The sequence below is a fragment of the Azospirillum sp. UENF 312511 genome (assembly GCF_058780635.1).
This window is the reverse complement of sequence record NZ_JBSNCG010000003.1, coordinates 2,101,744-2,123,112: the sequence shown is the minus strand read 5'-3', so window position 1 is coordinate 2,123,112 and position 21,369 is coordinate 2,101,744. Positions and strand designations below refer to the sequence as shown.

Here is a 21,369-nt window from a genome sequence, read left to right as displayed (position 1 = left end):
TCATTGTGCCGCTTTGTTCCTGAACCGTTCCGTTTCAAATGGTCGATACCCTGTTGCACGGCGACGAGCCGCCGATGCCGGCGAGCGGCGCCGTTCCGATCTTCCGCGGGGTGCGCCGGGCGCTGGCCGCCCGCGGCTTCGTCAGCATGGCGGAGTTCCGGCTGGCCAGCGGGCGCCGCGCCGACGTCCTGGCGATGGACGGCGCCGGCACCGTCGTCATCGTGGAAGTGAAAAGCTGCGTGGCCGACTTCCGCTCCGACCAGAAATGGCCGGAATACCGGGATTGGTGCGATGCCTTCTACTTCGCGGTGGACGACGCCTTTCCGGCGGAGCTGATCCCCGACGATTGCGGCCTGATGGTCGCCGACGCCTACGGCGCGGAGATCCTGCGCGAGGCGCCGGAGCACCGGCTGGCCCCGGCGCGGCGCAAGGCGCTGACCCTGCGCGCCGCGCTCACCGGGGCCGGGCGCCTGCACCGGATCGAGGACCCGTCCTGGACGCAGGACACATCGCCAGTGTGATCGAAGCCCTGTGATCGAAGCTCCATGGCAAAGCCTCGCCAAGCCGGTGTAATGTGCGCCACGAACGGGAACGGGCGGGCGGACATGCACGCAGAGGACGCCGGGCCAGCCGCCGCGGCGCAGACGCACCGTCGGGACCGCGGCCCGCTGATGGGCGCCTTCAGGATCGGGGCCCCGTGGATTGGCGCGCTCGCCGTGGCCGCGCTGCTGGCCGGCGCCGGTGCCGGCGGCTCCGTTTGGCTCGCCCTGGCCGAGATGGACGCCCGCGCCCGCGGTCAGGCCGCCCGCAGCCTGGATGAAGCGCTCGGCCTCATGCGCGTCGCGGAGCTGGCCGCCGGGCTGTCCTCCAGCGCGGCCGAGCTGGAATCGGCGGGCACCGCCCAGCGCCGGCTGGCCGCCCACAACGCGTTGCGCCAGAGGACTCAGCAGCTCGGCGCCACGCTGGACGCCCTGCCGCCGGAATGGCACGCCGAGCTGCGGTTCGCCGCCTTGGCCATCCGCGCGGAGGCGGACGAGCTGAATGCCACGGTGGAGCGCCGTCTGGCCGTCCAGGACCGCTTTCAGGATCTCACCGGGCAGGTGGCGGCGCGCAGCGAGGCTCTGGCGGCGGTGCTCGCCACGGCGCGCACGCCACCGCCGGACAGCGCCACGCTGCGCCGGATCGACGACTCGCGGCAGGCGGTGGCCCTCCGCCTCCTCGCCAGCGCGACGGCGGCGCCCTCGGCCACCACGGCCCTGAGCGATTTCCGCAAGGCCGCCGGGGCGCTGTTCGACGCCCTGAACGACCTGCCGATCGACGCCGCGAGCCCGCGCCGCGCCGACGCCGCGCGCCAGCTCGTCGCGCTGGGTATGGACGATCAGAACGTCTTCGACCTGCGGCAGGAGCAGGAGGCGCTGGCCGCCAAGGCGGCGGGGATCGCCGCGCTGCTGCGCGGCACCGCCATGGACATCGCCCAACGGGCCGGGCGCGGCGCGTTGGCCCTGCGCGACGGGTTGCGGGATGGGGACGCATCCATCCACCCGACGGGGGCGGAGCTGTCCGCCGCCGCACCGGCCGGGGTCGGGCTGGTCACCGGGTTGGCGGTCCTCGCGGTCGGTCTGGGCATTGCGCGGACCCGGGTTCCACGGGCCGCCCAGCCTAATTTAGCTTATCCCAATTTAGCCCAGCCCGATCCAATACCGTCCAATTCGGCCGGGGCGGAGCGAACCGGCGCACCGCGCGAAACGCCCTCGCTGCGCGTCCTTCTGGCGGAGGACGAGCCGGTCAGCCAGCAGGCCGCGGCCATGCTGCTGCGCCGCGCCGGCCACGCGGTGACGGTGGTGGGCGACGGGCGGGCCGCCCTGGCGGCTGTGGAGCGGGAGCGCCACGACCTCGTCCTGATGGACGTGCAGATGCCGGGCATGGACGGGGTCGAGGCGACCCGCCGCATCCGCGCCCTTCCCGACGGCGCCGGAACCACGGCGGCCGGGCTGCGCATCGTTGCGCTGACCGCCTCCGCCCTTCCCGGAACGGAGGAGCTGTGCCGTGCGGCGGGGGCCGACGCCGTCCTGGAAAAGCCGCTCCGCCTGCCCGCGCTGGCCGCCCTGCTGGAGCGCCTGTCCACCGACGCCGGCCCCGCATCGGCTATTGCGGACCCGGAACCCAGCCCTCCCGTGTTCGAGCCCGTGTTCGATGAGGACGCCATCCGCCAGATGCGCGAGCATCTGCCGGCGGAACGGGTGACCACCCTGGTGACCAACACCCTCGTCACGCTGCGCGGCTACCACGCCGCCCTGGAGCAGGCCTGGAGCGCCGGGGACCGGGCGACCGCCGCGGCCATGGCCCACAAGATCGCCGGGGTGGCCGGCATTTACGGCTGCATGGCGCTGCGGCGCGCGGCGCAGGCGCTGGAACGCGCCCTGGACACCGGCGACGGCGATCCCGACGCCCTGTGCCGTGCGCTGGACGCCGCGGTTCCTCCGGCGCTCGCCGCCTTGGACCGGTGGAGCGGCGGCTAACGCACCGCCACCGGCTGGCTCGGCCCCTTGCCTTGCGGAATGTCCGACCGCCCCGCCCCCAGGTCCTTCTGCATCATGACCACGTCCAGCCAGCGCCCAAACTTCAACCCCACGGCCTCGACGACACCGCAGGTGCGGAAGCCCAGCGCGGCGTGCAGCCCGATGGACCCGGCGTTCTCCGACCCGCCGACCAGCGCCACCATCTGGCGGTAGCCCTGCGCCACACAACGGTCGATCAGCGCCTGGAGCAGCAGACGCCCGAGGCCCTGGCCGCGCGCCTCCTCGCCGATGTAGACGGAATCCTGGATGGTGAAGCGGTAGGCGGAGCGGACGTGGTAGGCGCTGCCGTAGGCGTAACCCAGGACCACGCCGTCGCGCTCGGCGACCAGCCAGGGCAGCCCCGCGCCGGTGATGGCGCGGAAGCGCCCTTCCAACTCCGCCACATCGGGCGGCTCCTCCTCGAAAGTGCCGACGCCGTGCCGGACATGATGCTCGTAAATCCGCTGGAAGGCGGCAACGTCCTCGATGCGGGCGTCGCGGACGGTAGGGATGCTGGTCATGGCCGGATGAATCCGAAGGAGGGGCAGGTCCACCATCCTGCCGCACGCATTTTGCTGTCGCAACCGTGCCACCCAGCCGATATGTACAGAACTGGAACGCGCTGTGTGCAACAGGGCTTTTTTGGGGCAGGTCTTTTTCAGGGCAAGGGGTTGGAAGCGATGAAGATCAACGGCCGGACGGTGCTCGTCTGCGATTGCGCCCACAGCATGGCGCTCGACGGCAAGGCGTTGGCCAGGGCCTGCGGGGCCGCGGCGGGGGCGGAGGGCGACCTGTCCGTCGCCACCCAGCTCTGCCGCACCCAGCTCGACCGGTTCGAGGCGCGCGTGGCGGAGGGCGCTCCGCTGCTCGTCGCCTGCACCCAGGAGGCCCCGCTGTTCGCGGAGATCGCCGCCCAGGACAATCCTAACGCCGACAACCCCGACGCCGCCCTGGCCTTCACCAACATCCGCGAGCGCGCCGGCTGGTCGGAGGAGGGCGCGCTGGCCGGGCCGAAGATCGCCGCGCTGCTGGCCGAAGCGGCCATGGACATCCCGCCGACCGGCACGATCACCCTGGCCTCGGAAGGCACCGCGCTGGTCTACGGCACCGACGAGCGCGCCATCGAGGTGGCCCGGCAGCTGTCCGGCAGCCTGGACGTCACCGTTCTGTTGAAGTCGCCGAAGGACGTCGCCCCGCCCCGCGTCATGGACGTGCCGGTCTTCAAGGGCACCATCCGCGCCGCCAAGGGCTGGCTCGGCAACTTCGAGATCGTGGTCGACGACTACGCCCCGGCCCTTCCGGCCTCGCGCGCCGTGCTGGGCTTCGAACAGCCGCGGCACGGCGCCGCCTCGCGCTGCGACGTCATCGTGGACCTGACCGGCGGGGCGCCATTGTTCCCGGCGCACGGCAAGCGCGACGGCTATCTGCGCCCCGACCCGGACAGCCCCGCCGCCGTCGCCAAGGCGGTGTTCGAGGCCGCCGACCTGATCGGCGAGTTCGAGAAGCCGCGCTACATCGACTTCAAGGCCGACCTCTGCGCCCATTCGCGCAGCCGCAAGACCGGCTGCACCCGCTGCCTGGAGGTCTGCCCGACCGGCGCCATCACGCCGAACGGCGACCATGTGGCGATCGACCCGCACATCTGCGCCGGCTGCGGTTCCTGCGCCTCGGTCTGCCCGACAGGGGCGAGCACCTACGCCCTGCCGCCGCTTCAGACGGTTTACGAGCGGCTGCGCACGCTGCTGTCCTCTTACGCCAAGGCGGGCGGGACGGAGCCGGTGCTGCTCGTCCACGACCCGCGGCACGGCGACGAGATGATCTCGCTGATCGCGCGCCACGGGCGCGGCCTGCCGGCGCGTGTGCTGCCCTTCGCGGTGAATGAGGTGACGCAGCTCGGCTTCGACGTGTTCGCGGCGGCGCTGGCCTATGGCGCAGCGCGGGTCCGCGTCCTCGTCGGGCCGGGCAACGCCGGCGAGACGGCGGGGCTGGCCAGCCAGATCGGCCTCGCCGAGACGGCGATGTCGGGTCTGGGCTACGGCTCGGGCCGGGTCTCGATCATCGACGCCCAGGACCCCGACGCGGTGGCCGCCGAGCTGTGGGGCCTGCCGCGCCAGGGCGCGCCCGCACCCGGCACCTTCCTGCCGATGGGCGGCAAGCGCACCGTCACCATGCTGGCGCTGCGCCACCTGCACAAGGTCGCGCCGGAACCGGTGGAGGTCCTGCCGCTGCCGCCGGGCGCGCCCTTCGGGCGGGTGCAGGTGATGACGGAGGGCTGCACGCTCTGCCTGTCTTGCGTCGGCGCCTGCCCGACCGGGGCGCTGCTCGACAACGCCGACAAGCCGATGCTGTCCTTCTCGCAGGACGCCTGCGTGCAGTGCGGCCTGTGCAAGACGACCTGTCCGGAGAAGGTCATCGCGCTGGTTCCAGAGATCGATTTCCGCGACAGCGCCCGCGGCGCCAAGGTGCTGAAGGAGGAGGAGCCCTTCTGCTGCGTCAAGTGTGGCAAGCCCTTCGCCACCAAGTCCTCCATCGACAAGATCGTCGCGGTGCTGGCCGGGCGGCACGCCATGTTCGCCACGCCGGAGGCCGCCGAGCGCATGCGCATGTGCGGCGACTGTCGCGTCGTGGACCAGTTCGAGCGGGGCGACTCGCCCTTCGCGCTGGGCGCGCCGCGCACACCCCGCACGACCGAGGACTATCTGCGCGAGCGGGAGCTGGCCCAGAACGCCCAGAACGGCAAGGGCGGCGGCCCGGATGGCGGCAGCGTCCACTGACGGGCCGGACGCCTCACGAAGCGCCTCACCGGGACTTGATCCCCGTCAAGCTCCGGCGATGCGCTTCGTGGTCTCCTGCGCCTGAAATTCCAGGTGGCGAAAAAGCCGCAAGGCAAACCTATATATCAGAACCGGATTCAGCGTCATAATCGCGATCCGGACCGCATGACACGGACCCCCCTGGGGAGAAGCCTGACGATGACGACCGTTCCGCCGACCGCCGCCGCCCCGCTCGTCGATCCGTTCGGGCGCACCGTCAGCTATCTGCGCGTGTCCGTCACCGACCGCTGCGACCTCCGCTGCGTCTACTGCATGGCGGAGGACATGAGCTTCCTACCCAAGGCGGAGGTGCTGACGCTGGAGGAGATCGACCGCATCTGCTCCGCCTTCGTCAAGCTGGGAACCCGCAAGCTGCGCCTGACCGGCGGCGAGCCGCTGGTCCGCAAGGGCATCCACGAGCTGATCCACAGCCTGGGCCGCCATGTGAAGGCCGGCGACCTGGACGAGCTGACGCTGACCACCAACGGCAACATGCTGTTCAAGTACGCCGGGGATCTGGCGGAGGCCGGGGTGCGCCGGATCAACGTGTCGCTGGACACGCTCGACCCCCACAAGTTCCAGGCGATCACCCGCTGGGGCCGGCTGGACAAGGTTCTGGGCGGGCTCCAGGCCGCCAAGGAGGCGGGTCTCCAGGTCAAGATCAACACGGTCGCGCTGAAGGGCGTGAACGACGACGAGTTCCATCGGCTGGTCGGCTGGTGCGGCGAGCAGGGCTTCGACCTGACCTTCATCGAGGTCATGCCGATGGGCGAGATCGGCGACGAGGCGCGGCTCGACCAGTACCTGCCGCTCAGCCTCGTGCGGGCGGAGCTGGCCAAGCGCTGGACGCTGGACGAGATCGACTACCGCACCGGCGGCCCGGCCCGCTATGTGCGGGTGGCCGAAACCGGCGGGCGCATCGGCTTCATCACGCCGCTGACCCACAATTTCTGCGAAAGCTGCAACCGCGTCCGGCTGACCTGCACTGGCACCCTCTACATGTGCTTGGGCCAGGAGGACGCCGCCGACCTGCGCACCCCGCTGCGCCTCAGCGACGACGATGGGCTTCTGGTCCAGACGGTGCGCGACGCCATCGCCCGCAAGCCCAAGGGCCACGACTTCATCATCGACCGCCGCCACCAAGGCCCGGCGGTCCCCCGCCACATGAGCGTGACCGGCGGATGATCCCCATTCCGCCGAACGCCCTCGCCCCTCTGGGGAGAGGGAGGGGACCCACGCCGCAGGCGTGGGGAGGGTGAGGGGGTTGCGCGTGGCGATGCGTCCGGAAGAAGTGCATCTCCTCCCCTCGACCGAAGCGGCCTTCTGCAACCGGGCATCCTGCGCTATGGTCCCCGAGCCATGACCGAAACCGCCGCCAAGCTGCCCGCCGATCCGACCCTGGACCCGCTGGCGCCCGATTCCTCGGCCCGCAAGCCCGCCGACCTCCGCATCGCCTTCTGCGCGGCGAACACGGAAGAGGCGATGCGGGCGCGCACCCGGCTGGTCCACCGTTACGGCAACGCGCCGCTGGAGGACGCCGATGTCGTCGTGGCGCTGGGCGGCGATGGTTTCCTGCTGGAGACGCTGCACCGCGCGCTGAAGCGCGACGGGCAGAACCCGCCGCCGGTCTACGGCATGAACCGGGGATCGGTCGGCTTCCTGCTGAACGTCTTCCGCGAGGACGAGCTGGCCGAACGGCTGGCCAGCGCCCAGAGCGTCAAGCTGCACCCCTTGCGCATGAGGGCAACCCGCTGCAACGGCGAGCAGATCGAAGCGCTGGGCATCAACGAGGTGTCGATGCTGCGCGAGACGCGACAGGCCTCGAAGCTGCGCATCACCGTGGACGGCGTCGTCCGCCTGCCGGAGCTGATCTGCGACGGCGTGCTGGTCGCCACCCCCGCCGGCAGCACCGCCTACAACCTGTCGGCCCACGGCCCGATCATCCCACTGGGCGCCGGGGTGCTGGCGCTGACTCCCATCAGCTCCTTCCGGCCGCGGCGCTGGCGCGGCGCGCTGCTGCCTCACAGCTCCAAGATCACCGTGGACATCCTTGAGGAGGTCAAGCGCCCGGTCAGCGCCGTGGCCGATTCGACCGAGGTGCGCGAGGTCATCCGCGTCGATGTGGAAGAAGCGCGCGACGTCGCGCTGACCCTGCTGTTCGATCCGGAGCTGAATTTCGAGGAGCGGATCCTCAAGGAGCAGTTCTCCCCGTAACACCCCTGCTCCGCCTCTTTGGCCCGGCCGTTATTCGGCGGCGCGGCGCGCCGTGGTGGCCTGCGCATGGGCGCAGATGCGGCGGGTCAAGGTGGTCAGGTCGGCCTGGAGCCGGGCGAAGCCCTCGTTCCGCTCCAGCGTCTCCTCGTTCATGTAGAGCCGGCGGTTGATCTCGAGCTGCAGGGAATGGCGGCCCCGCGCCGGGTTGGAATGGCGGGACACCAGTTCCACCCCCTTGAAGGGATGGTTCCGCGTGACCTTGTAGCCGAGCCCGGTCAGCACCCGCTCGACCAGTGCCGTGAAGCCCGGCTCGCAGGTGGTGCCGTCGCGGTCGCCCAGCACGAAATCCATGCCCAGCTTGTGCGCCGCCCCCGGCCCGACCGCGGAGGGCATGGAATGGCAGTCGATGTGCCAGACGGCGCCGAACCGGTCGGCCAGATCGTCCATCACGCTGGCAACCTGAAAATGATAGGGCCGGTAGTAGCGGTCGATGCGCTCCGCCACCTCGGCCACCGACAGCCGCCCGTCGTAGAGCGGCATCCCCGGGCGGCACAGCGTGCGGATCAGCCCCATGCCGGCGGCGCTCTTCTCCGTCGGGCGCAGCGGTTCGGGCCAGCGCCCGTCGAGAAGCGCCGGGTCGATGTCGTCGATGGCCCGGTTCGCGTCGATGTAGGTGCGTGGGAAGAGGGCGCAGAGCAGAGTCGCGCCATGCTCCGGCGCGTGGGCGAACAGCTCGTCCACATGGGTGTCCTCGGCCTGCCGCAGGGTGGACAGCGGACAGACGAAGGCGAAGTCGCGCGGGTAGACGGTGCCGCTGTGCGGTGAATCGAAGAACACCGGCAGGCGCGGGACGATCGGATCGTTGCGGACGAGCACGTCCTCGATCACGAAACTCATGGCTGACCCCGGTGTACCAACGGCTCCGACGCGCCAGGGTGCCTGCCCGGATGGCATAGCAGGGCGCTGCGGCGGATGGATTCGGGTATAGACGATGGCCGGGTGCCCGTCGACCAAAAACCGTCATACACCGGTAAGGCAAAGGACATGATTGGCCAGGGAAATGGCGGGACTGGCGCGCCGCCGGACTCTCCGCCATACTGACCGTTCGGCGAAAGCGCCCGGCACCGGCCAGACCCGCAAAGGCGAGATCCGCTTGACCGAATCCCTGCCACCGATCGAATTGACGCCGCCGGACATCGGCCCCTACCGTCGTGGAAACACCGGCATCGACCATGTCACGACGCTGGACTCCGGGCGCCCCGGCCCGCACGCCGTCATTGTCTCGCTGATCCACGGCAACGAGATCAGTGGCGCTGTGGCGATGGACCGGCTGTTCCGGATGGGCGTCCGGCCCACCCGCGGGCGGCTGACCCTGGTCTTCGCCAACACCGCCGCCTATCAGAACTTCGATGCCGAACGTCCCTACGCCTCCCGCTTCGTCGACGAGGACATGAACCGCGTCTGGTCGCCGGAGGTGCTGGACGGCCCGCATGACAGCGCGGAGCTGCGCCGCGCCCGGCAACTCCGTCCGGTGTTCGACGCCGCGGACGTCATCCTCGACCTGCATTCCATGACGGCGGACACCCCGCCCCTGACGCTGTGTGGACGGACGGACCGTGCCCGCACGCTGGCCCGCCGGCTCGGCCACCCGGCCTGGATCGTTGCCGACGAGGGGCACGCGGCGGGGCGGCGAGTGATCGACTACGCGGATTTCGCCGAAGCGGACGGGCGGCGCACCGCCATCCTGGTCGAATGCGGCCAGCACTGGCGGGATGAGACGGCGATGGTCGCCCTGGAAAGCGCCATGCGCTTCCTGCTCGCCCAGGAGATGATCGACCCGTCGCTGGCCGATCGCCACATCCGCCGCCACCCCGATCCGCTGCGCACCGTCGAGGTGACCGAGGCGGTGACCGCGGAAACCGACGAATTCTTCTTCGACCAGCCCTATGTGGGGATGGAGATCATTCCCCGCGCCGGAACGGTTCTGGGCCATGACGGCAGCCGCCCGATCGTGACGCCTTACGACGACTGCGTGCTGATCATGCCGGCGCGGCGCCCCAAATCCGGGCAGACCGCCGTCCGGCTGGGGCGGATCGTTCCTTGAACCGGACACAACGAACGGCATGACCATCGGACCGGGGCTCCGGCCCTTCGCGCTCGCCCTCGCGCTGGGGACGGCGGGGGGCGCGCTGTTCAGCTATTTCCACCTGCCGCTGGCCTGGATGATCGGCGCCATGACCGCCACCACGGTCGCCGCCATGGCCGGTGTCGCGCTGCATGTGCCGAAGCCGCTGCGCAACGCCATGATCATGATCCTCGGCGTGATGCTGGGCAGCGGCTTCACCCCGGACATCCTGGGGCGGCTCGGCGAATGGAGCCTGTCGCTGAGTGCGCTGGCCGTCTATCTGGTGCTGGCGACCACGCTGGGCGTGCAGTACCTGCGCCGCGCGGCCCGGCTGGACCCGCCCACATCCTTCTTCACCGCCACGCCCGGCGGGTTGAACGAGATGGTGATGGTCGGCACCCAGATGGGCGGCGACAGCCGGACCATGGCGCTGTCCCACGCGCTGCGGGTGATGCTGGTGGTGCTGGTCATCCCCTTCGCCTTCCAGGCGCTGGGGCTGTACGACCCGGCGCGGCGCGGCACGCTCGGCCCACCCCTGCTGTCGCTCGCCCCGCTGGACGTGGCGCTGCTGTCCGCCTGCGCGCTGGGCTACCCCCTGGCGAAGCTGCTGCGCATCCCCGCCGCCCAGATCGTCGGACCGATGCTGCTGTCCGCCGCGATCCACCTCGCCGGCCTGACCGAGGGCAAGCCGCCGGGCGTGCTGGTTGCCGCGGCCCAGGTGGTGATCGGGGCGTCGCTGGGCTGCCGCTTCACCGGTCTGAACATCCGCCGCATCGGACGCGACGGGCTGACCGCACTGGGCCTCACCGGGCTGATGCTGCTGGTCACCACGGCGGCGGCCTGGATGGTGGACGAGGCGACGGGGCTGGGGCTGGCCGCGCTGATCCTCGCCTTCGCGCCGGGCGGGCTGGCCGAGATGACGCTGGTCGCGCTGGCGCTGAACATCGACGTGGCGCTGGTCGCCACCCACCACATGGTGCGCATCATCCTGATCGTGACACTGGCGCCCGGTGTCTACCTGCTGTGGCGCAAGTGGCGGTCCCGCTGCGGCAAGACCTGACGAAACGCCACGGGACCGGCGATCAATCCCGGCGACCAATCCGTCTCACACGCATGCGTGGAGTTTCCGTTGCGCCCATCCCGCGCCCCGTGCGAGGTGGAGGCGCGGACGGGTGGTGGAGCGCCACCACCCCGCCGCTCAACAAGGAGGCTCGGAGGATGAAGGAAATCCTCGGTCTCCTGATCCTGCTGCTCCAGATCGTCAAGGCAATCCTTGATCTTCTGAACCGGCAGTGATCGGGCCGGGAGGCGGGGGATTAGGGCCCCTGCCTCCCAAGCCTGATGATGGCTCCGCACCCGCCCGATTGCAAGCCATCCGATCATTTCCCCCGATCACTTCACGGGGGGTTTGCCCTTTTCCCACTGGGGGTTCGTGTCGATCAGCGGCACGCTGGAGATGGCCATCTTCGCCGAGGCATCCTTCACCTGCCGGCTGTAGACGACGTAGATCAGCGTGTCGTTCACCCGGTCGTAGATGCGGCGGATGGCGATGGACTTGAAGACCAGACTCTTGCGCTCGGAAAAGACCTCCTCACCCTTCTGCGACAGCTCGATGTCGCCGATCACCAGCGGCCCGGTGCGCCGGCAGGCGATGGAGGCGTTGGACGGGTCCTCGAACCAGTTCCCCTTGGTCAACCGGTCGAGCACGCTGCGGTCGAAATCCACCAGATGGCAGGTGATGCCCTTCACCTTCGGGTCCTCGATCGCCTGCACCTGAAGCCCGTTGCCGGTCCAGTCGTTGGAGAAGCGCCCGACGATGGCATCCTCGGCCAAAGCAGCGGTGGAGGCGGCCATCGGTGGCAGCACGGATAGCGCCAGGACCATCAGGCCGCGGCGGATGTTTATCGAAGGGAACGGGCTGCGCATCTCGTGGAACTCCGGTCATCGCGAAGCGGGGCCGCGTGGGCGCGGTCCTGGAATACCCCTAAATCGGGCGGGGGTCCGGCGCCGTCAAGCGCCCCCCGACCCGCTACTCCCGGAGTGCCTGCCCCCGATGAGCGACCGCACGATCGACCCGCCCCTGAGCCCGCCGCCGGAGCCGGTGACCGAGCCCCTGCCCCCGGCCCGGAACCCCCGCGACCCGGTGCGGGTGGCGGTGGTGGGGCTGTTCGTCATCGCGCTGCTGTTCACGCTCTATTTCGGGCGCGACGTGCTGCTGCCGATCATGCTGGCGCTGATCCTCAGCCTTCTGCTGCGCCCCTGCGTGCGCGGCCTCTACCGGCTCGGCCTGCCGGAGGCGCTGGGTGCGGCGGTGGTGGTGATCGTGGTGTTCGGCGCCGGGCTGGGGGCCATCTTCACGCTGGCGACCCCGGCCACCGAATGGGTCAACCGGATGCCCCGCGTGGTCCATGAGCTGGAGTTCAAGCTGGGCGATATCCGCGAGGGGATTGACCGTGCCCGCGAGGCCTCCCGCCAGATCGAGCAGATGGCCTCCGACCGCAACGGTGCGGCGCGGGAAGTGGTGGTGCGCGGCCCGTCGCTGGCCGAGCAGGTGCTGCATCAGGCGGAGGCGGTGATCGCCAATGTGGTGATCCTCCAAGTGCTGCTCTATTTCTTCCTGGCCCGCGGCCGGCAGAGCCTGGAGGCGCTGATCGGCACGATGCGCGACGTGGACGACCGCGTGCATTACGCCATGGTCGCCGCCACGGTGCAGCAGAACATCGCCGCCTATCTGGCGACCATCACGGTCATCAACATCGGGCTCGGCCTCGCGACGACGCTGGCGATGTGGCTGTGGGGGGTGCCCAACGCGGCGCTGTGGGGGACGCTGGCCGGGCTCATCAACTATGTCCCCTTCATCGGGCCGGCGGTGATGACGGCGGTGCTGTTCCTGGTCTCGGCGCTCACCTTCGACGGGGGGCTGCACATCTTCGGCCCGCCGCTGACCTTCGTGGCGCTGACGATGATGGAGGGCAACTTCCTGACCCCGATGATCGTCGGGCGGCGGCTGGCGCTGAACCCCATCGCGGTGTTCGTGTCCATCCTGTTCTGGGGCTGGATGTGGGGCATCCCCGGCGCGCTGCTGGCGGTGCCGATCCTGGCCATCCTGAAGATCCTGTTCGACGCGCACGAGCCGCTGAAGCCCATCGGCGCCCTGCTGGGCTGACGTTCCGGCCGCTGAAGCTCTGGCCGGGGCGGCCCTGCCGTGGCATGGTCCGAGAGAGGAAACGACCGGATGGGAGGTGGGGTGATGGTGGTCAGCGGCCTGACACTCTTCGTCATCGCGCTTCTGATCTTCGCGCTGGCGCTGGTTCTGCTGGGCGTGCGGACCGTGCCCCAGGGCCAGGAATGGACGGTGGAGCGGTTCGGCCGCTACACCCGCACGCTCCAGCCCGGCCTGCATCTGCTGCTGCCGCTGATCGACCGCATCGGGCGCAAGCAGAGCATGATGGAGACGGTGCTCGACGTGCCCTCGCAGGAGGTCATCACCCGCGACAACGCCATGGTCACGGCGGACGGCGTCGTCTTCTTCCAGGTGATCGACGCCGCTAAAGCCTCCTACGAGGTCAACAACCTGGAGCTGGCGATCCTCAACCTGACCATGACCAACACCCGCACGGTGATGGGCTCGATGGACCTGGACGAGTTGCTGTCCCAGCGCGACCAGATCAACGCCCGCCTGCTCGGCGTGGTGGACGAAGCGACCAGCCCCTGGGGGGTCAAGGTGACGCGCATCGAGATCCGCGACATCCAGCCGCCGCGCGACCTCGTGGACAGCATGGCCCGCCAGATGAAGGCGGAGCGCGACCGCCGCGCCTCCATCCTGGAAGCGGAGGGCCAGCGCCAAGCGGCCATTCTGCGGGCGGAAGGCGCCAAGCAGGCCGCCATCCTCCAGGCCGAGGGCCGGCGCGAGGCCGCCTTCCGCGACGCCGAGGCGCGCGAGCGCTCCGCCCAGGCCGAAGCCGAGGCCACCCGGCTGGTCTCCGACGCCATCGCCGGGGGCAACGTCCAGGCCATCAACTACTTCGTCGCCCAGCGCTATGTGGACGCCCTGACCGCGGTGGCCGCCGCCCCGAACCAGAAGGTGCTGTTCATGCCGCTGGAGGCCGCCAACGTGATCGGCGCCATCGGCGGCATTGCGGAGATCGCCCGCGAAGCCTTCCCGAACCGCCCCCCGAATCCGCCGGCCGCCGCCCCGCCGCCGCCGCAGCGCGGCCCCTGGAATCGTGGCGAGCCGAACAGGCGCGATGCGCCGGTGCCGCCGGAGTCGTAGGATTGGGCGAAACCCCGAAGGCGGACCCGCGATGATCGAATTCTGGCACTGGTGGGTTCTGGCCGTGCTGCTGGGCGCGCTGGAAACGGTGGCGCCGGGAGCGGCCTTCCTCTGGCTGGGTGGCGCCGCCGCGCTGGTCGGCTTCGTGCTTCTGGCCTGGCCGTCCCTGCCGTGGGAGCATCAGGGGCTTCTGTTCGCCCTGCTCGCCATCGCCGCGCTGGTGGGAACCCGCTTCCTGTCCCGCGCGTCAGCGCATACGACGCACACGCCGCATCTGAACCGCCGGACGGCGCAATACATCGGGACGCTGCACACGCTGGACGGCCCCATCGTCAACGGGCGGGGCCGGGCGCAGATCGGCGACGGGCTTTGGACCGTCGAGGGGCCCGACCTCCCCGCCGGAACCCGTGTCCGCATCGTCGGCGCCGAGGGCACTCTGCTGAAGGTGGAGAAGGCCTAGGCGCCAGCCGAAGCGGCGCGTCGGGGCTTGGGCCAGATCATGTTGGATTTGTTCGGCGTGGCGCTCCAGACGCCGCGCCAGGGCGTCCAAGCTGCCGTCGCCGGTGGCCGCCGCGCGCTCCGCCGCCTGTCGGCTGAAGGCCTCCAGTTCCCGCGCCATCGCGCGGTAATCGGGAGCGCCGCCTCTCGATCCGGAAGTGCCGTCCATGGCCCCGCCATGCTGCATTGCCACAAATTACGAGGGTATGCTGGCACAGCGTGGACGCGTCTGGAATCGGGCTTACGGCGGGTCCGGCTTCTCTTTCGGCACAGCGGAATCGGCCGCCCGGCCCTTCAGCCTATGCTTTTCCGCAGAGCGGATTCGTCAGTCGATCAGCTCGTCCAGGGTCGCCCGGACGACCTGCACGATCTCCCCGCCATAGTGGCTGACATCCAAGTCACGCGCGCCGACGATGATGGACAGTTCGCGCTCCGTCGTGGGGGCGAAGCGGGCGATTTCCGGCACCAGTTCGTCTGCCAGGATGGCGTCGCGCGACACCCCTTCCCCGGCCGCCTTGCGGTCCCGCCAACCGGTGAGGGCGGCGTTGATCGCGGCCTCGATCTGGAGGGATTCCTCCTTGCGCTTCAGGTCCTTGTAAAGGACGAGGACACGCCAGCCGCCATCGGCGTAGGCGGTGTCGATGCGCTGCACCTCGACCGTGCGCAGAAAGGAGGAGAGGTGCCCCTGGGCCTCGTCCGCGCTCGCGTCGGGGATCGTGAAGGTGCGGATTTCGGTGCTCATCCTGTGCCTCGATGCGTGCCTCGCCTTTCGCGCGAGACTACACGAAAGCGCCCGTATCCGGCTACTCCGGCACGATCCGGACGGATGCCCCCTTCGTCATAGGAAAACATGGCGGCATACGGGACCCTGCTCCCTCCCGGACTGTTTGTGTCATCGGACACCGCGCATCGCCGGGCGCAACGCTGGGAGGAGCAGAAGTACCATGACCGGGCCTGTTGAACCGCAAAGAAACCGGACGGACCAAACCGGCCCGCAAGCGAAGCCGCGGCGGTTGTGGATCACCCTTCTGGCGGTGATCCCCGCCCTGTTCGCGGCCGGGACGGCGGGGGCCTTCTGGACCGGCTACAGCCTCCACGACCGGCCCTTCGCCTGGTACAACAGCAACCGCATCGCCGCGACGGCGGAGCGGGCGGCGCGGGACCTGTCCCCGACCGTGGTGGTGGCGCTCGGCAACTCGGCGCTGCGCCACGCCACCTTGGACGAACCCGGCATGGCCGCGCTGGCGGCGAAGCACGGGATGGAAAGCCTGCATTTCCTGCGCATCGTTCATGACCACGCCCGGATTGAGGACTTCGAACCGCTGCTGGGCGACGTGCTGAAGCTCAAGCCGGCTCTGGTCCTCCTGGACGTGGACCTGCTGTTCGCCGAACGCGGCGACTTCGCCGGCCTGCGCCGCTACGGCTCGCACCTGACCGAGGTGGCGATGCTCGGCCGCTCCTACCTGCCCGACCAGAGCGCCCTGCAATACGCCAAGCCGTGCCACGCCGTCGGCCCGCAGGGCTGGACCGCCACCGCCGCCGACCGTTGGGTTGAGGCCCGCGACGCCGCCGTCCAGATGAACGAGGACTCGCCCGCTTTCGAACGGGTGCGCCGCTTCGCCGATCAGGCGCGTGCCGCCGGCGTCGGGATCGCCCTGTTGCTTCCACCCCGCCCGGCGGCGGTGGAGGAAAGGCTGTACGGCGCGGGCAACGGCTACCGGCCGGCCGCGCTCGACCGGCTGAGCGGGCAAGCCGACCTGCCGCTCTGGCGTTTCCCCGACTCGGCGCTTCCCAAGCCGGCCAAGGCGTCGGCCTTCTGCCGCAACGGCATGCTGGGGCCGGAGGGCCGCGATGCCTATTCGGCATGGCTCGTCGGCGGAATCGCCGAACGTCTGTCGCATCCACGGGTGGAGGAGGCCGCGCTGCAATGAAGTCCGCCCATTTCAGCCGGATAACGCCGCGCTGACACGGCAGCGTCATCAAAGTGCAATTCCCGAGGCCCTAGAATGCGCCCGCATCCTCGCCGGTCCGACCGACGGGGGATTGCGCCTCTCTTCGGCCACGGGTGAACCACAGATGAGCGCCGCCATGGATTTCTCCGTCCGCGAGGCCCCGGCCAGCACCGAAATCGTGCTGAGCGGGCGCATGACCTTTGCCGACCACGACACCTTCCGCGACGTCATCGCCACCTTCGAACGGCCGGCGGGGCACCGGGTGGTCTTCGACCTGTCGCGGCTCGACTTCGTCGACTCCTCCGGCCTCGGCATGTTCATCATCGCCCGCGACACCGCGCAGCGGCGCAATCTGGACTTCGCGATCCGCGGCGCCCGCGACGAGGTGCGGCGCCTGATCACGATCGCCAAGTTCCACACCATGTTCAACATCGCCGACTGACGCGGCGGGAACGGACGCGATGGGGCACGCCCGCACCATGACGGTGCCGCCCGGCACGGACGACGCCGCTCCGCCGCGCCCCGCCCGCCCCGGCGCGTCGGTCTACGGGATGGAACTGGGCATCCCGCTCGGCGGCTGCCGGGTGCTGATCGCCGACGACAGCGCCTTCAACCGCCGGACGTTGACCCGCTTCCTGCAATGGGCCGGCATCACCCAGGTCGCCTTCGCCTCCTCCGCGGACGAGGTGATGGAGCGGCTGGAGAGCTTCGCGCCCGACCTGCTGCTGCTCGACGCGGCCATGCCGCGGATGGACGGCATCGGCGTCTGCCGCAGCCTGCGCGGCGACCCGCGCTGGCGCGACCTGCCGATCCTCATGCAGAGCGCGCTGCACTCCGACCAGATGAGGACGGTCTGCTTCAGCGCCGGGGCGACCGACCTGATCGCCAAGCCGATCAACCCCGGCGAGTGCATCGCCCGCGTGCGCTATCACCTGGAGCGCCGGTCCATGGTGCAGGAGCTGCGCGCCTTCCACGAGCGGGTGGAGCGCGACCTGCGGCAAGCCCGCGCCATGCAGCTCGCCCTGGTCCCGGAGCCGGCGGAGTTGGCCACCCTCGCCGAGCGGAACGGGCTGACGGTGGATTCGGTCTTCCGCGCGTCGGACGAGATCGGCGGCGACTTCTGGACGGCCTTCGCGTTCGACGGGACCCGCGTCGGGATCTTCGCCGCCGACCTGTCGGGCCACGGCATCGCCGCGGCGATCAACGCCTTCCGCCTGCACACGCTGCTCACCCGCACCCCGCCGGAGGAGTTGCGCGACCCCGCCGGCCTGCTGCGCCAACTGAACGGGCGGCTGTGCGAGATCCTGCCGCTGGGCCAGTTCGCCACCGCCTTCTACGGGGTGATCGACCGCGCCGACGACACGCTGCTCTACGCCGCCGCCGCGTCGCCCAGCCCCCTCCTGGCGACCAACTTCGGCGTCCAGCCGCTGGACGCGTCCGGCCCGCTCCTCGGCGCCTTCCCGGACTCGGCCTACACGAACCGGCGCGTTCCACTGCGGCGCGGCGACAGCCTGTTCCTCTATTCCGACGGGCTGAGCGAAGCCCGGAACGCCGAGGGCGCCATGCTGGGCGAGGACGGCCTGCTCCGTCTGGCCGAGCGCGCGGCGGCGGACGCCCCCGAGCGCCCCCTGCCCGCCCTGATGGCCCACCACGCCGCACTTCATGGCGAACGGTTGAACGACGACGTGACCGCGCTCTGGATCACCCGCCGCTGACGCGCTGCAGCAATTTATCCATTGGCCCCATACCCTTATTCGAGTTATGGATATTGCTGCGTCGGGCGACGTGTAACAGGAGACGGAACGGATATGGCTTCGATCATGATCAAGAAGGCCGGCGAGGGCCTGATTTCCCAGGCTCACCGCAACGCCGACGTTGGCCCGACCAGCGGCAGCTCGGTCGTGTACGAGATTCTCAACGTGCCGGCGGGCGTGTCGGTGGACGACATCATCGCCGCCTTCAAGACCTTCAAGCCGGCGGACAAGAAGTACGAGTACGACTACGCCGACCTGTCCAAGTAAGGCGCTCGTTCGCCCTTCCCGCGGTTCCCGCAAGGGCGGAAACCGCGGGAAACGGCCTTTACCCTTTCTTGGGGAAGCGCTCGATCCAGCGCTCCAGTTCCGCCACATGCTCCGCCTCCTCCGAGGCGAACTCCTCGGCCATCATGCGGACCTCCGGGTCCGTGGTGGAGGCCGCCACGTCGGCGTAGAAGGCGTGCCCGCGCTTTTCGCTGTCGAGCGCCAGCTCCAGCGCGTAATCCACCGTCATCAGATAATGCGAGCCTTCCATGGAGGCCGCTTCCGGGCTCTCGTCGTCCGGCCACTGGAAGTCCTCGGGGGCGAGCACCGGCACGTCGCGGAAGGCGGAGCGCTTGCGGGCGTCCGCCAGATGCAGGCGCGAGAACTCGGCCATCTTGGCGAAGAAGGCCGCGACGTCCGCGTTGCCGTAGGTCTTCATGGCCTCCGACAGGTCGGCGAAACGGTTGGCGGCGTCCTCCTCCAGCGCGCAGGCGTGGGCGAGGAACAGGGCGGGGTCGTGAATGTTGGCCATAGGGTCCCGAGATCGTTAAGTCACAAATGGATTGTGGTTATTTGAACCATAACGCCTTGTTGCGAAAGGTTCTCGGATCGCTGGCCGGTTGCGGGCTTCTGCGACACTTTGACACGCCCTCGACGATCTGCATCCGGAGGCGCAGCCCTCGCTCCGACGGGGAAGGGCGGGCAACATGAAACCTCTGCAATGATCGCCAAGAAACGCCGCCGCGCGCTTGACCGGCTTCAATTCCAGGAATAGATCAGCACCAACGTCACCGCATGATTGGCGGGCGTCCGGACGCGCGATCCGGTCCCGCGCCGAGAAAGCAAGAGATGGACAGCCACAGTCGTCGACCCCGACCAATCTTCGGTACTCTGCCGATCCTGGGCTGACCTTTCCGCAGGTTCGCCACGGCCGGCCGCGATGCCGACAGCCGCACAGGTGAACCATGGTGACGTCTTCCATCACCATTCCGATGCCGTTCCGCGCGCCCTTGCCGCCGCCAGCGCCGGGCTGACCGCCATCCTCTCCCTTTGACGCCCACCTGACGCCGCACGGCGTCGGGTGCCTGCACACGCCGATTGCGCATGCCGAACGCGACCGGACTCCGATCCGGCCGCAGGATGGAGGGGCCATGGTCTGGACCCAGACAAGCGTTTCCGTGAAGACGGCGACCGCCACGCCAAACTGCTGGGACCTCGTGGCCCTGCCGCTGGTCGTCGGCCTGCTCGCCCTGGCCGCCGTCGGCGGTCACCAGATGGCGGCACCGCTGGCGAGCCTCGACGCGCCGGCCGTCTCGCTCGACCCCTGGAACCTGCCGGACTACGCGCTGCGCTCGACGCTGCGCATGCTGGCGGCGATGGCCGCCTCGCTGCTCTTCACCTTCACCTACGCCACGCTGGCGGCCAAGAGCCGCCGGGCCGGCATGGTGCTGATCCCGGTGCTGGACGTGCTCCAGTCGGTGCCGGTGCTCGGCTACATTTCCTTCACCGTGGTCTTCTTCCTGTCGCTGTTCCCCGGCAGCGTGCTCGGCGCCGAATGCGCGGCGATCTTCGCCATCTTCACCAGCCAAGCCTGGAACATGACCTTCAGCGTCTACCAGTCGCTGCGCTCGGTGCCGCGCGACCTGGACGAGGCGGCGACCAGCTTCCGCTTCTCCGGCTGGCAGCGCTTCTGGCGGTTGGAGGCGCCCTTCGCCATGCCGGGGCTGGTCTGGAACATGATGATGTCGATGTCCGGTGGCTGGTTCTTCGTCGTCGCGTCGGAGGCGATCACCGTCGGCGACCACACCGTCACGCTGCCCGGCATTGGCTCCTATTTGGCCGAGGCCATCGCGCAGAAGGACCTCGGCGCCGTCGGCTGGGCGGTGCTGGCGATGCTGGCGGTCATCCTGCTCTACGACCAGTTCCTGTTCCGCCCGCTGGTCGCCTGGGCCGACAAGTTCCGCTTCGAGCAGACCGGCGCGCAGGAGGCGCCCGAGTCCTGGGTGCTTCGGCTGTTCCAGCGCACCCGCGTCTGCCGCTCGCTGCTGGCGCCGGTCGAATCTCTGCTTGGCCGGGTGGGGTGGCTGCGCCTGTCACCCCTCTCCGCCCTGACTGACGCCCTGCCTCCGGCGCTGCGCCGCCGGGTCGCCGGCCCGCCCTCCCCCGCGCTCGAACGCACGCTCGACCGGGTGTGGTACGCGGTCGTCGCGGTGGCGGCGCTCGCCCTGGGCTGGACCATGTTGCGGTTCATCACCAGCGGCGCCGGCTGGGGCGACGTCGGGACCGTGCTGCTGCTCGGGGCGGCGACGCTGCTGCGCGTCATGGTGCTGATCGCCATCGCCTCGCTCGTCTGGGTGCCGCTCGGCGTGCTGATCGGGCTGCGCCCGCGCCTCGCCGAGGCGGTGCAGCCGTTGGCGCAGTTCCTGGCCGCCTTTCCGGCCAACCTGCTGTTCCCGGTCGCCGTCGTCACCATCCTGCGCTTCGACCTGAACCCGGACGTCTGGCTCAGCCCGCTGATGATCCTGGGCACGCAGTGGTACATCCTGTTCAACGTCGTCGCCGGAACCGCCGCCTTCCCCAGCGACCTCAAGGAGGCGGCCTCCAGCTTCCGCATCCGCGGCTGGCAGTGGTGGCGCGACGTCATGCTGCCCGGCGTCTTCCCCTACTACCTGACCGGCGCCGTGACCGCGGCGGGCGGCTCGTGGAACGCCAGCATCGTCGCCGAGGCGGTGCGCTGGGGCGACGCCGAGGTGACCGCGCACGGGCTGGGCAGCTACATCGCCCAGGCGACCGCCGCCGGGGACTACCCGCGCATCGTGCTCGGCATCGCCGTGATGTCCCTGTTCGTCACCCTGCTCAACCGGCTGCTCTGGCGTCCGCTCTACGGCTACGCCGAACGCCGCCTGCGCCTTGCCTGA

General features: G+C 70.0%; 20 protein-coding genes. 15 read left to right on the top strand and 5 right to left on the bottom strand.

The features are described from left to right. The first annotated feature begins 38 nt into the window (after window positions 1-38). On the top strand, window positions 39-521 hold the full coding sequence (locus ACWPN7_RS21455; RefSeq protein ID WP_459195944.1) for an MmcB family DNA repair protein: 483 nt from the start codon (window positions 39-41) through the stop codon (window positions 519-521). A gap of 84 nt (window positions 522-605) precedes the next feature. Then, the gene (locus tag ACWPN7_RS21450) at window positions 606-2,519 is read left to right on the top strand and encodes a response regulator (RefSeq protein WP_459195945.1); all 1,914 of its coding nucleotides are present in this window, start codon (window positions 606-608) and stop codon (window positions 2,517-2,519) included. Here ACWPN7_RS21450 and ACWPN7_RS21445 read toward each other — a convergent pair. After that, the gene (locus ACWPN7_RS21445) at window positions 2,516-3,079 is read right to left on the bottom strand and encodes a GNAT family N-acetyltransferase (protein WP_407823701.1); all 564 of its coding nucleotides are present in this window, start codon (window positions 3,077-3,079) and stop codon (window positions 2,516-2,518) included. The two genes, ACWPN7_RS21450 and ACWPN7_RS21445, sit on opposite strands and share 4 nt — an antisense overlap. A 159-nt stretch (window positions 3,080-3,238) precedes the next feature. Between ACWPN7_RS21445 and ACWPN7_RS21440 the strand changes: the two genes are divergently transcribed. The 3 genes from ACWPN7_RS21440 to ACWPN7_RS21430 all read left to right on the top strand — a co-directional run bounded on the left by ACWPN7_RS21440 (window position 3,239) and on the right by ACWPN7_RS21430 (window position 7,585). Continuing rightward, the gene (locus tag ACWPN7_RS21440; protein ID WP_459195946.1) at window positions 3,239-5,332 is read left to right on the top strand and encodes a 4Fe-4S binding protein; all 2,094 of its coding nucleotides are present in this window, start codon (window positions 3,239-3,241) and stop codon (window positions 5,330-5,332) included. 198 nt (window positions 5,333-5,530) lie between these two features. After that, window positions 5,531-6,556 (top strand): GTP 3',8-cyclase MoaA, encoded by a 1,026-nt coding sequence (moaA, locus tag ACWPN7_RS21435; protein WP_038526423.1) that lies wholly within the window; start codon window positions 5,531-5,533, stop codon window positions 6,554-6,556. Window positions 6,557-6,730: 174 nt separating this feature from the next. After that, a complete protein-coding gene (locus ACWPN7_RS21430) occupies window positions 6,731-7,585 on the top strand; it encodes an NAD kinase (protein WP_200776907.1) in 855 nt (284 codons plus the stop codon). Window positions 7,586-7,615: 30 nt separating this feature from the next. On the opposite strand, the gene ACWPN7_RS21425 is transcribed toward ACWPN7_RS21430, so the two are convergent. Then, the gene (locus tag ACWPN7_RS21425; protein ID WP_349618785.1) at window positions 7,616-8,482 is read right to left on the bottom strand and encodes an N-formylglutamate amidohydrolase; all 867 of its coding nucleotides are present in this window, start codon (window positions 8,480-8,482) and stop codon (window positions 7,616-7,618) included. A 256-nt stretch (window positions 8,483-8,738) separates the two neighbouring features. Between ACWPN7_RS21425 and ACWPN7_RS21420 the strand changes: the two genes are divergently transcribed. Together ACWPN7_RS21420 and ACWPN7_RS21415 are read left to right on the top strand one after the other, a co-directional pair. Continuing rightward, window positions 8,739-9,689 carry a M14 family metallopeptidase gene (locus tag ACWPN7_RS21420; protein ID WP_459195947.1) on the top strand — a complete coding sequence of 317 codons (951 nt, stop codon included), beginning with the start codon at window positions 8,739-8,741 and terminating at the stop codon, window positions 9,687-9,689. A gap of 19 nt (window positions 9,690-9,708) precedes the next feature. Next, entirely contained in the window at window positions 9,709-10,770 is a 1,062-nt protein-coding gene (locus ACWPN7_RS21415; protein ID WP_038526417.1) for an AbrB family transcriptional regulator, read from the top strand. A 332-nt stretch (window positions 10,771-11,102) separates the two neighbouring features. On the opposite strand, the gene ACWPN7_RS21410 is transcribed toward ACWPN7_RS21415, so the two are convergent. After that, window positions 11,103-11,636, bottom strand: coding sequence for a CreA family protein (locus ACWPN7_RS21410; protein WP_038526412.1), 534 nt, complete (start codon window positions 11,634-11,636; stop codon window positions 11,103-11,105). A 127-nt stretch (window positions 11,637-11,763) separates the two neighbouring features. On the opposite strand from ACWPN7_RS21410, the gene ACWPN7_RS21405 reads away from it, so the two are divergent. The 3 genes from ACWPN7_RS21405 (at window position 11,764) to ACWPN7_RS21395 (ending at window position 14,443) form a co-directional block, all read left to right on the top strand. Next, window positions 11,764-12,876 (top strand): AI-2E family transporter, encoded by a 1,113-nt coding sequence (locus tag ACWPN7_RS21405; protein ID WP_038526409.1) that lies wholly within the window; start codon window positions 11,764-11,766, stop codon window positions 12,874-12,876. Window positions 12,877-12,945: 69 nt separating this feature from the next. Beyond that, window positions 12,946-13,983 (top strand): SPFH domain-containing protein, encoded by a 1,038-nt coding sequence (locus tag ACWPN7_RS21400; RefSeq protein WP_492273437.1) that lies wholly within the window; start codon window positions 12,946-12,948, stop codon window positions 13,981-13,983. Between the two features lie 31 nt (window positions 13,984-14,014). After that, window positions 14,015-14,443 carry an NfeD family protein gene (locus ACWPN7_RS21395; RefSeq protein WP_038526403.1) on the top strand — a complete coding sequence of 143 codons (429 nt, stop codon included), beginning with the start codon at window positions 14,015-14,017 and terminating at the stop codon, window positions 14,441-14,443. Window positions 14,444-14,806: 363 nt separating this feature from the next. Here ACWPN7_RS21395 and ACWPN7_RS21390 read toward each other — a convergent pair whose 3' ends face one another. Then, entirely contained in the window at window positions 14,807-15,223 is a 417-nt protein-coding gene (locus ACWPN7_RS21390) for an HRDC domain-containing protein (RefSeq protein ID WP_038526400.1), read from the bottom strand. A 202-nt stretch (window positions 15,224-15,425) separates the two neighbouring features. Between ACWPN7_RS21390 and ACWPN7_RS21385 the strand changes: the two genes are divergently transcribed. The 4 genes from ACWPN7_RS21385 (at window position 15,426) to ACWPN7_RS21370 (ending at window position 18,454) form a co-directional block, all read left to right on the top strand. Next, a complete protein-coding gene (locus ACWPN7_RS21385) occupies window positions 15,426-16,412 on the top strand; it encodes a hypothetical protein (RefSeq protein ID WP_492273436.1) in 987 nt (328 codons plus the stop codon). Window positions 16,413-16,557: 145 nt separating this feature from the next. Next, complete coding sequence (locus tag ACWPN7_RS21380; protein WP_236778167.1) at window positions 16,558-16,875, top strand: STAS domain-containing protein; 318 nt, start codon at window positions 16,558-16,560, stop codon at window positions 16,873-16,875. Window positions 16,876-16,894: 19 nt separating this feature from the next. Next, the gene (locus ACWPN7_RS21375; RefSeq protein WP_038526395.1) at window positions 16,895-18,148 is read left to right on the top strand and encodes a PP2C family protein-serine/threonine phosphatase; all 1,254 of its coding nucleotides are present in this window, start codon (window positions 16,895-16,897) and stop codon (window positions 18,146-18,148) included. 93 nt (window positions 18,149-18,241) lie between these two features. After that, window positions 18,242-18,454, top strand: coding sequence for a hypothetical protein (locus ACWPN7_RS21370; RefSeq protein ID WP_038526393.1), 213 nt, complete (start codon window positions 18,242-18,244; stop codon window positions 18,452-18,454). A 58-nt stretch (window positions 18,455-18,512) separates the two neighbouring features. On the opposite strand, the gene ACWPN7_RS21365 is transcribed toward ACWPN7_RS21370, so the two are convergent. After that, a complete protein-coding gene (locus ACWPN7_RS21365; protein ID WP_014241291.1) occupies window positions 18,513-18,983 on the bottom strand; it encodes a ferritin-like domain-containing protein in 471 nt (156 codons plus the stop codon). Window positions 18,984-19,602: 619 nt separating this feature from the next. Between ACWPN7_RS21365 and ACWPN7_RS21360 the strand changes: the two genes are divergently transcribed. Beyond that, the gene (locus ACWPN7_RS21360; RefSeq protein ID WP_456510543.1) at window positions 19,603-21,369 is read left to right on the top strand and encodes an ABC transporter permease; all 1,767 of its coding nucleotides are present in this window, start codon (window positions 19,603-19,605) and stop codon (window positions 21,367-21,369) included.

Excerpts from the sequence above, each read along its gene's own strand:
- ACWPN7_RS21455 (WP_459195944.1), top strand. The coding sequence starts at position 39 with ATGGTCGATACCCTGTTGCACGGCGACGAGCCGCCGATGCCGGCGAGC.
- ACWPN7_RS21450 (WP_459195945.1), top strand. The coding sequence starts at position 606 with ATGCACGCAGAGGACGCCGGGCCAGCCGCCGCGGCGCAGACGCACCGT.
- ACWPN7_RS21445 (WP_407823701.1), bottom strand. The coding sequence starts at position 3,079 with ATGACCAGCATCCCTACCGTCCGCGACGCCCGCATCGAGGACGTTGCC.
- ACWPN7_RS21440 (WP_459195946.1), top strand. The coding sequence starts at position 3,239 with ATGAAGATCAACGGCCGGACGGTGCTCGTCTGCGATTGCGCCCACAGC.
- moaA (WP_038526423.1), top strand. The coding sequence starts at position 5,531 with ATGACGACCGTTCCGCCGACCGCCGCCGCCCCGCTCGTCGATCCGTTC.
- ACWPN7_RS21430 (WP_200776907.1), top strand. The coding sequence starts at position 6,731 with ATGACCGAAACCGCCGCCAAGCTGCCCGCCGATCCGACCCTGGACCCG.
- ACWPN7_RS21425 (WP_349618785.1), bottom strand. The coding sequence starts at position 8,482 with ATGAGTTTCGTGATCGAGGACGTGCTCGTCCGCAACGATCCGATCGTC.
- ACWPN7_RS21415 (WP_038526417.1), top strand. The coding sequence starts at position 9,709 with ATGACCATCGGACCGGGGCTCCGGCCCTTCGCGCTCGCCCTCGCGCTG.
- ACWPN7_RS21410 (WP_038526412.1), bottom strand. The coding sequence starts at position 11,636 with ATGCGCAGCCCGTTCCCTTCGATAAACATCCGCCGCGGCCTGATGGTC.
- ACWPN7_RS21405 (WP_038526409.1), top strand. The coding sequence starts at position 11,764 with ATGAGCGACCGCACGATCGACCCGCCCCTGAGCCCGCCGCCGGAGCCG.
- ACWPN7_RS21400 (WP_492273437.1), top strand. The coding sequence starts at position 12,946 with ATGGGAGGTGGGGTGATGGTGGTCAGCGGCCTGACACTCTTCGTCATC.
- ACWPN7_RS21395 (WP_038526403.1), top strand. The coding sequence starts at position 14,015 with ATGATCGAATTCTGGCACTGGTGGGTTCTGGCCGTGCTGCTGGGCGCG.
- ACWPN7_RS21390 (WP_038526400.1), bottom strand. The coding sequence starts at position 15,223 with ATGAGCACCGAAATCCGCACCTTCACGATCCCCGACGCGAGCGCGGAC.
- ACWPN7_RS21385 (WP_492273436.1), top strand. The coding sequence starts at position 15,426 with ATGACCGGGCCTGTTGAACCGCAAAGAAACCGGACGGACCAAACCGGC.
- ACWPN7_RS21380 (WP_236778167.1), top strand. The coding sequence starts at position 16,558 with ATGAGCGCCGCCATGGATTTCTCCGTCCGCGAGGCCCCGGCCAGCACC.
- ACWPN7_RS21375 (WP_038526395.1), top strand. The coding sequence starts at position 16,895 with ATGGGGCACGCCCGCACCATGACGGTGCCGCCCGGCACGGACGACGCC.
- ACWPN7_RS21370 (WP_038526393.1), top strand. The coding sequence starts at position 18,242 with ATGGCTTCGATCATGATCAAGAAGGCCGGCGAGGGCCTGATTTCCCAG.
- ACWPN7_RS21365 (WP_014241291.1), bottom strand. The coding sequence starts at position 18,983 with ATGGCCAACATTCACGACCCCGCCCTGTTCCTCGCCCACGCCTGCGCG.
- ACWPN7_RS21360 (WP_456510543.1), top strand. The coding sequence starts at position 19,603 with ATGGTCTGGACCCAGACAAGCGTTTCCGTGAAGACGGCGACCGCCACG.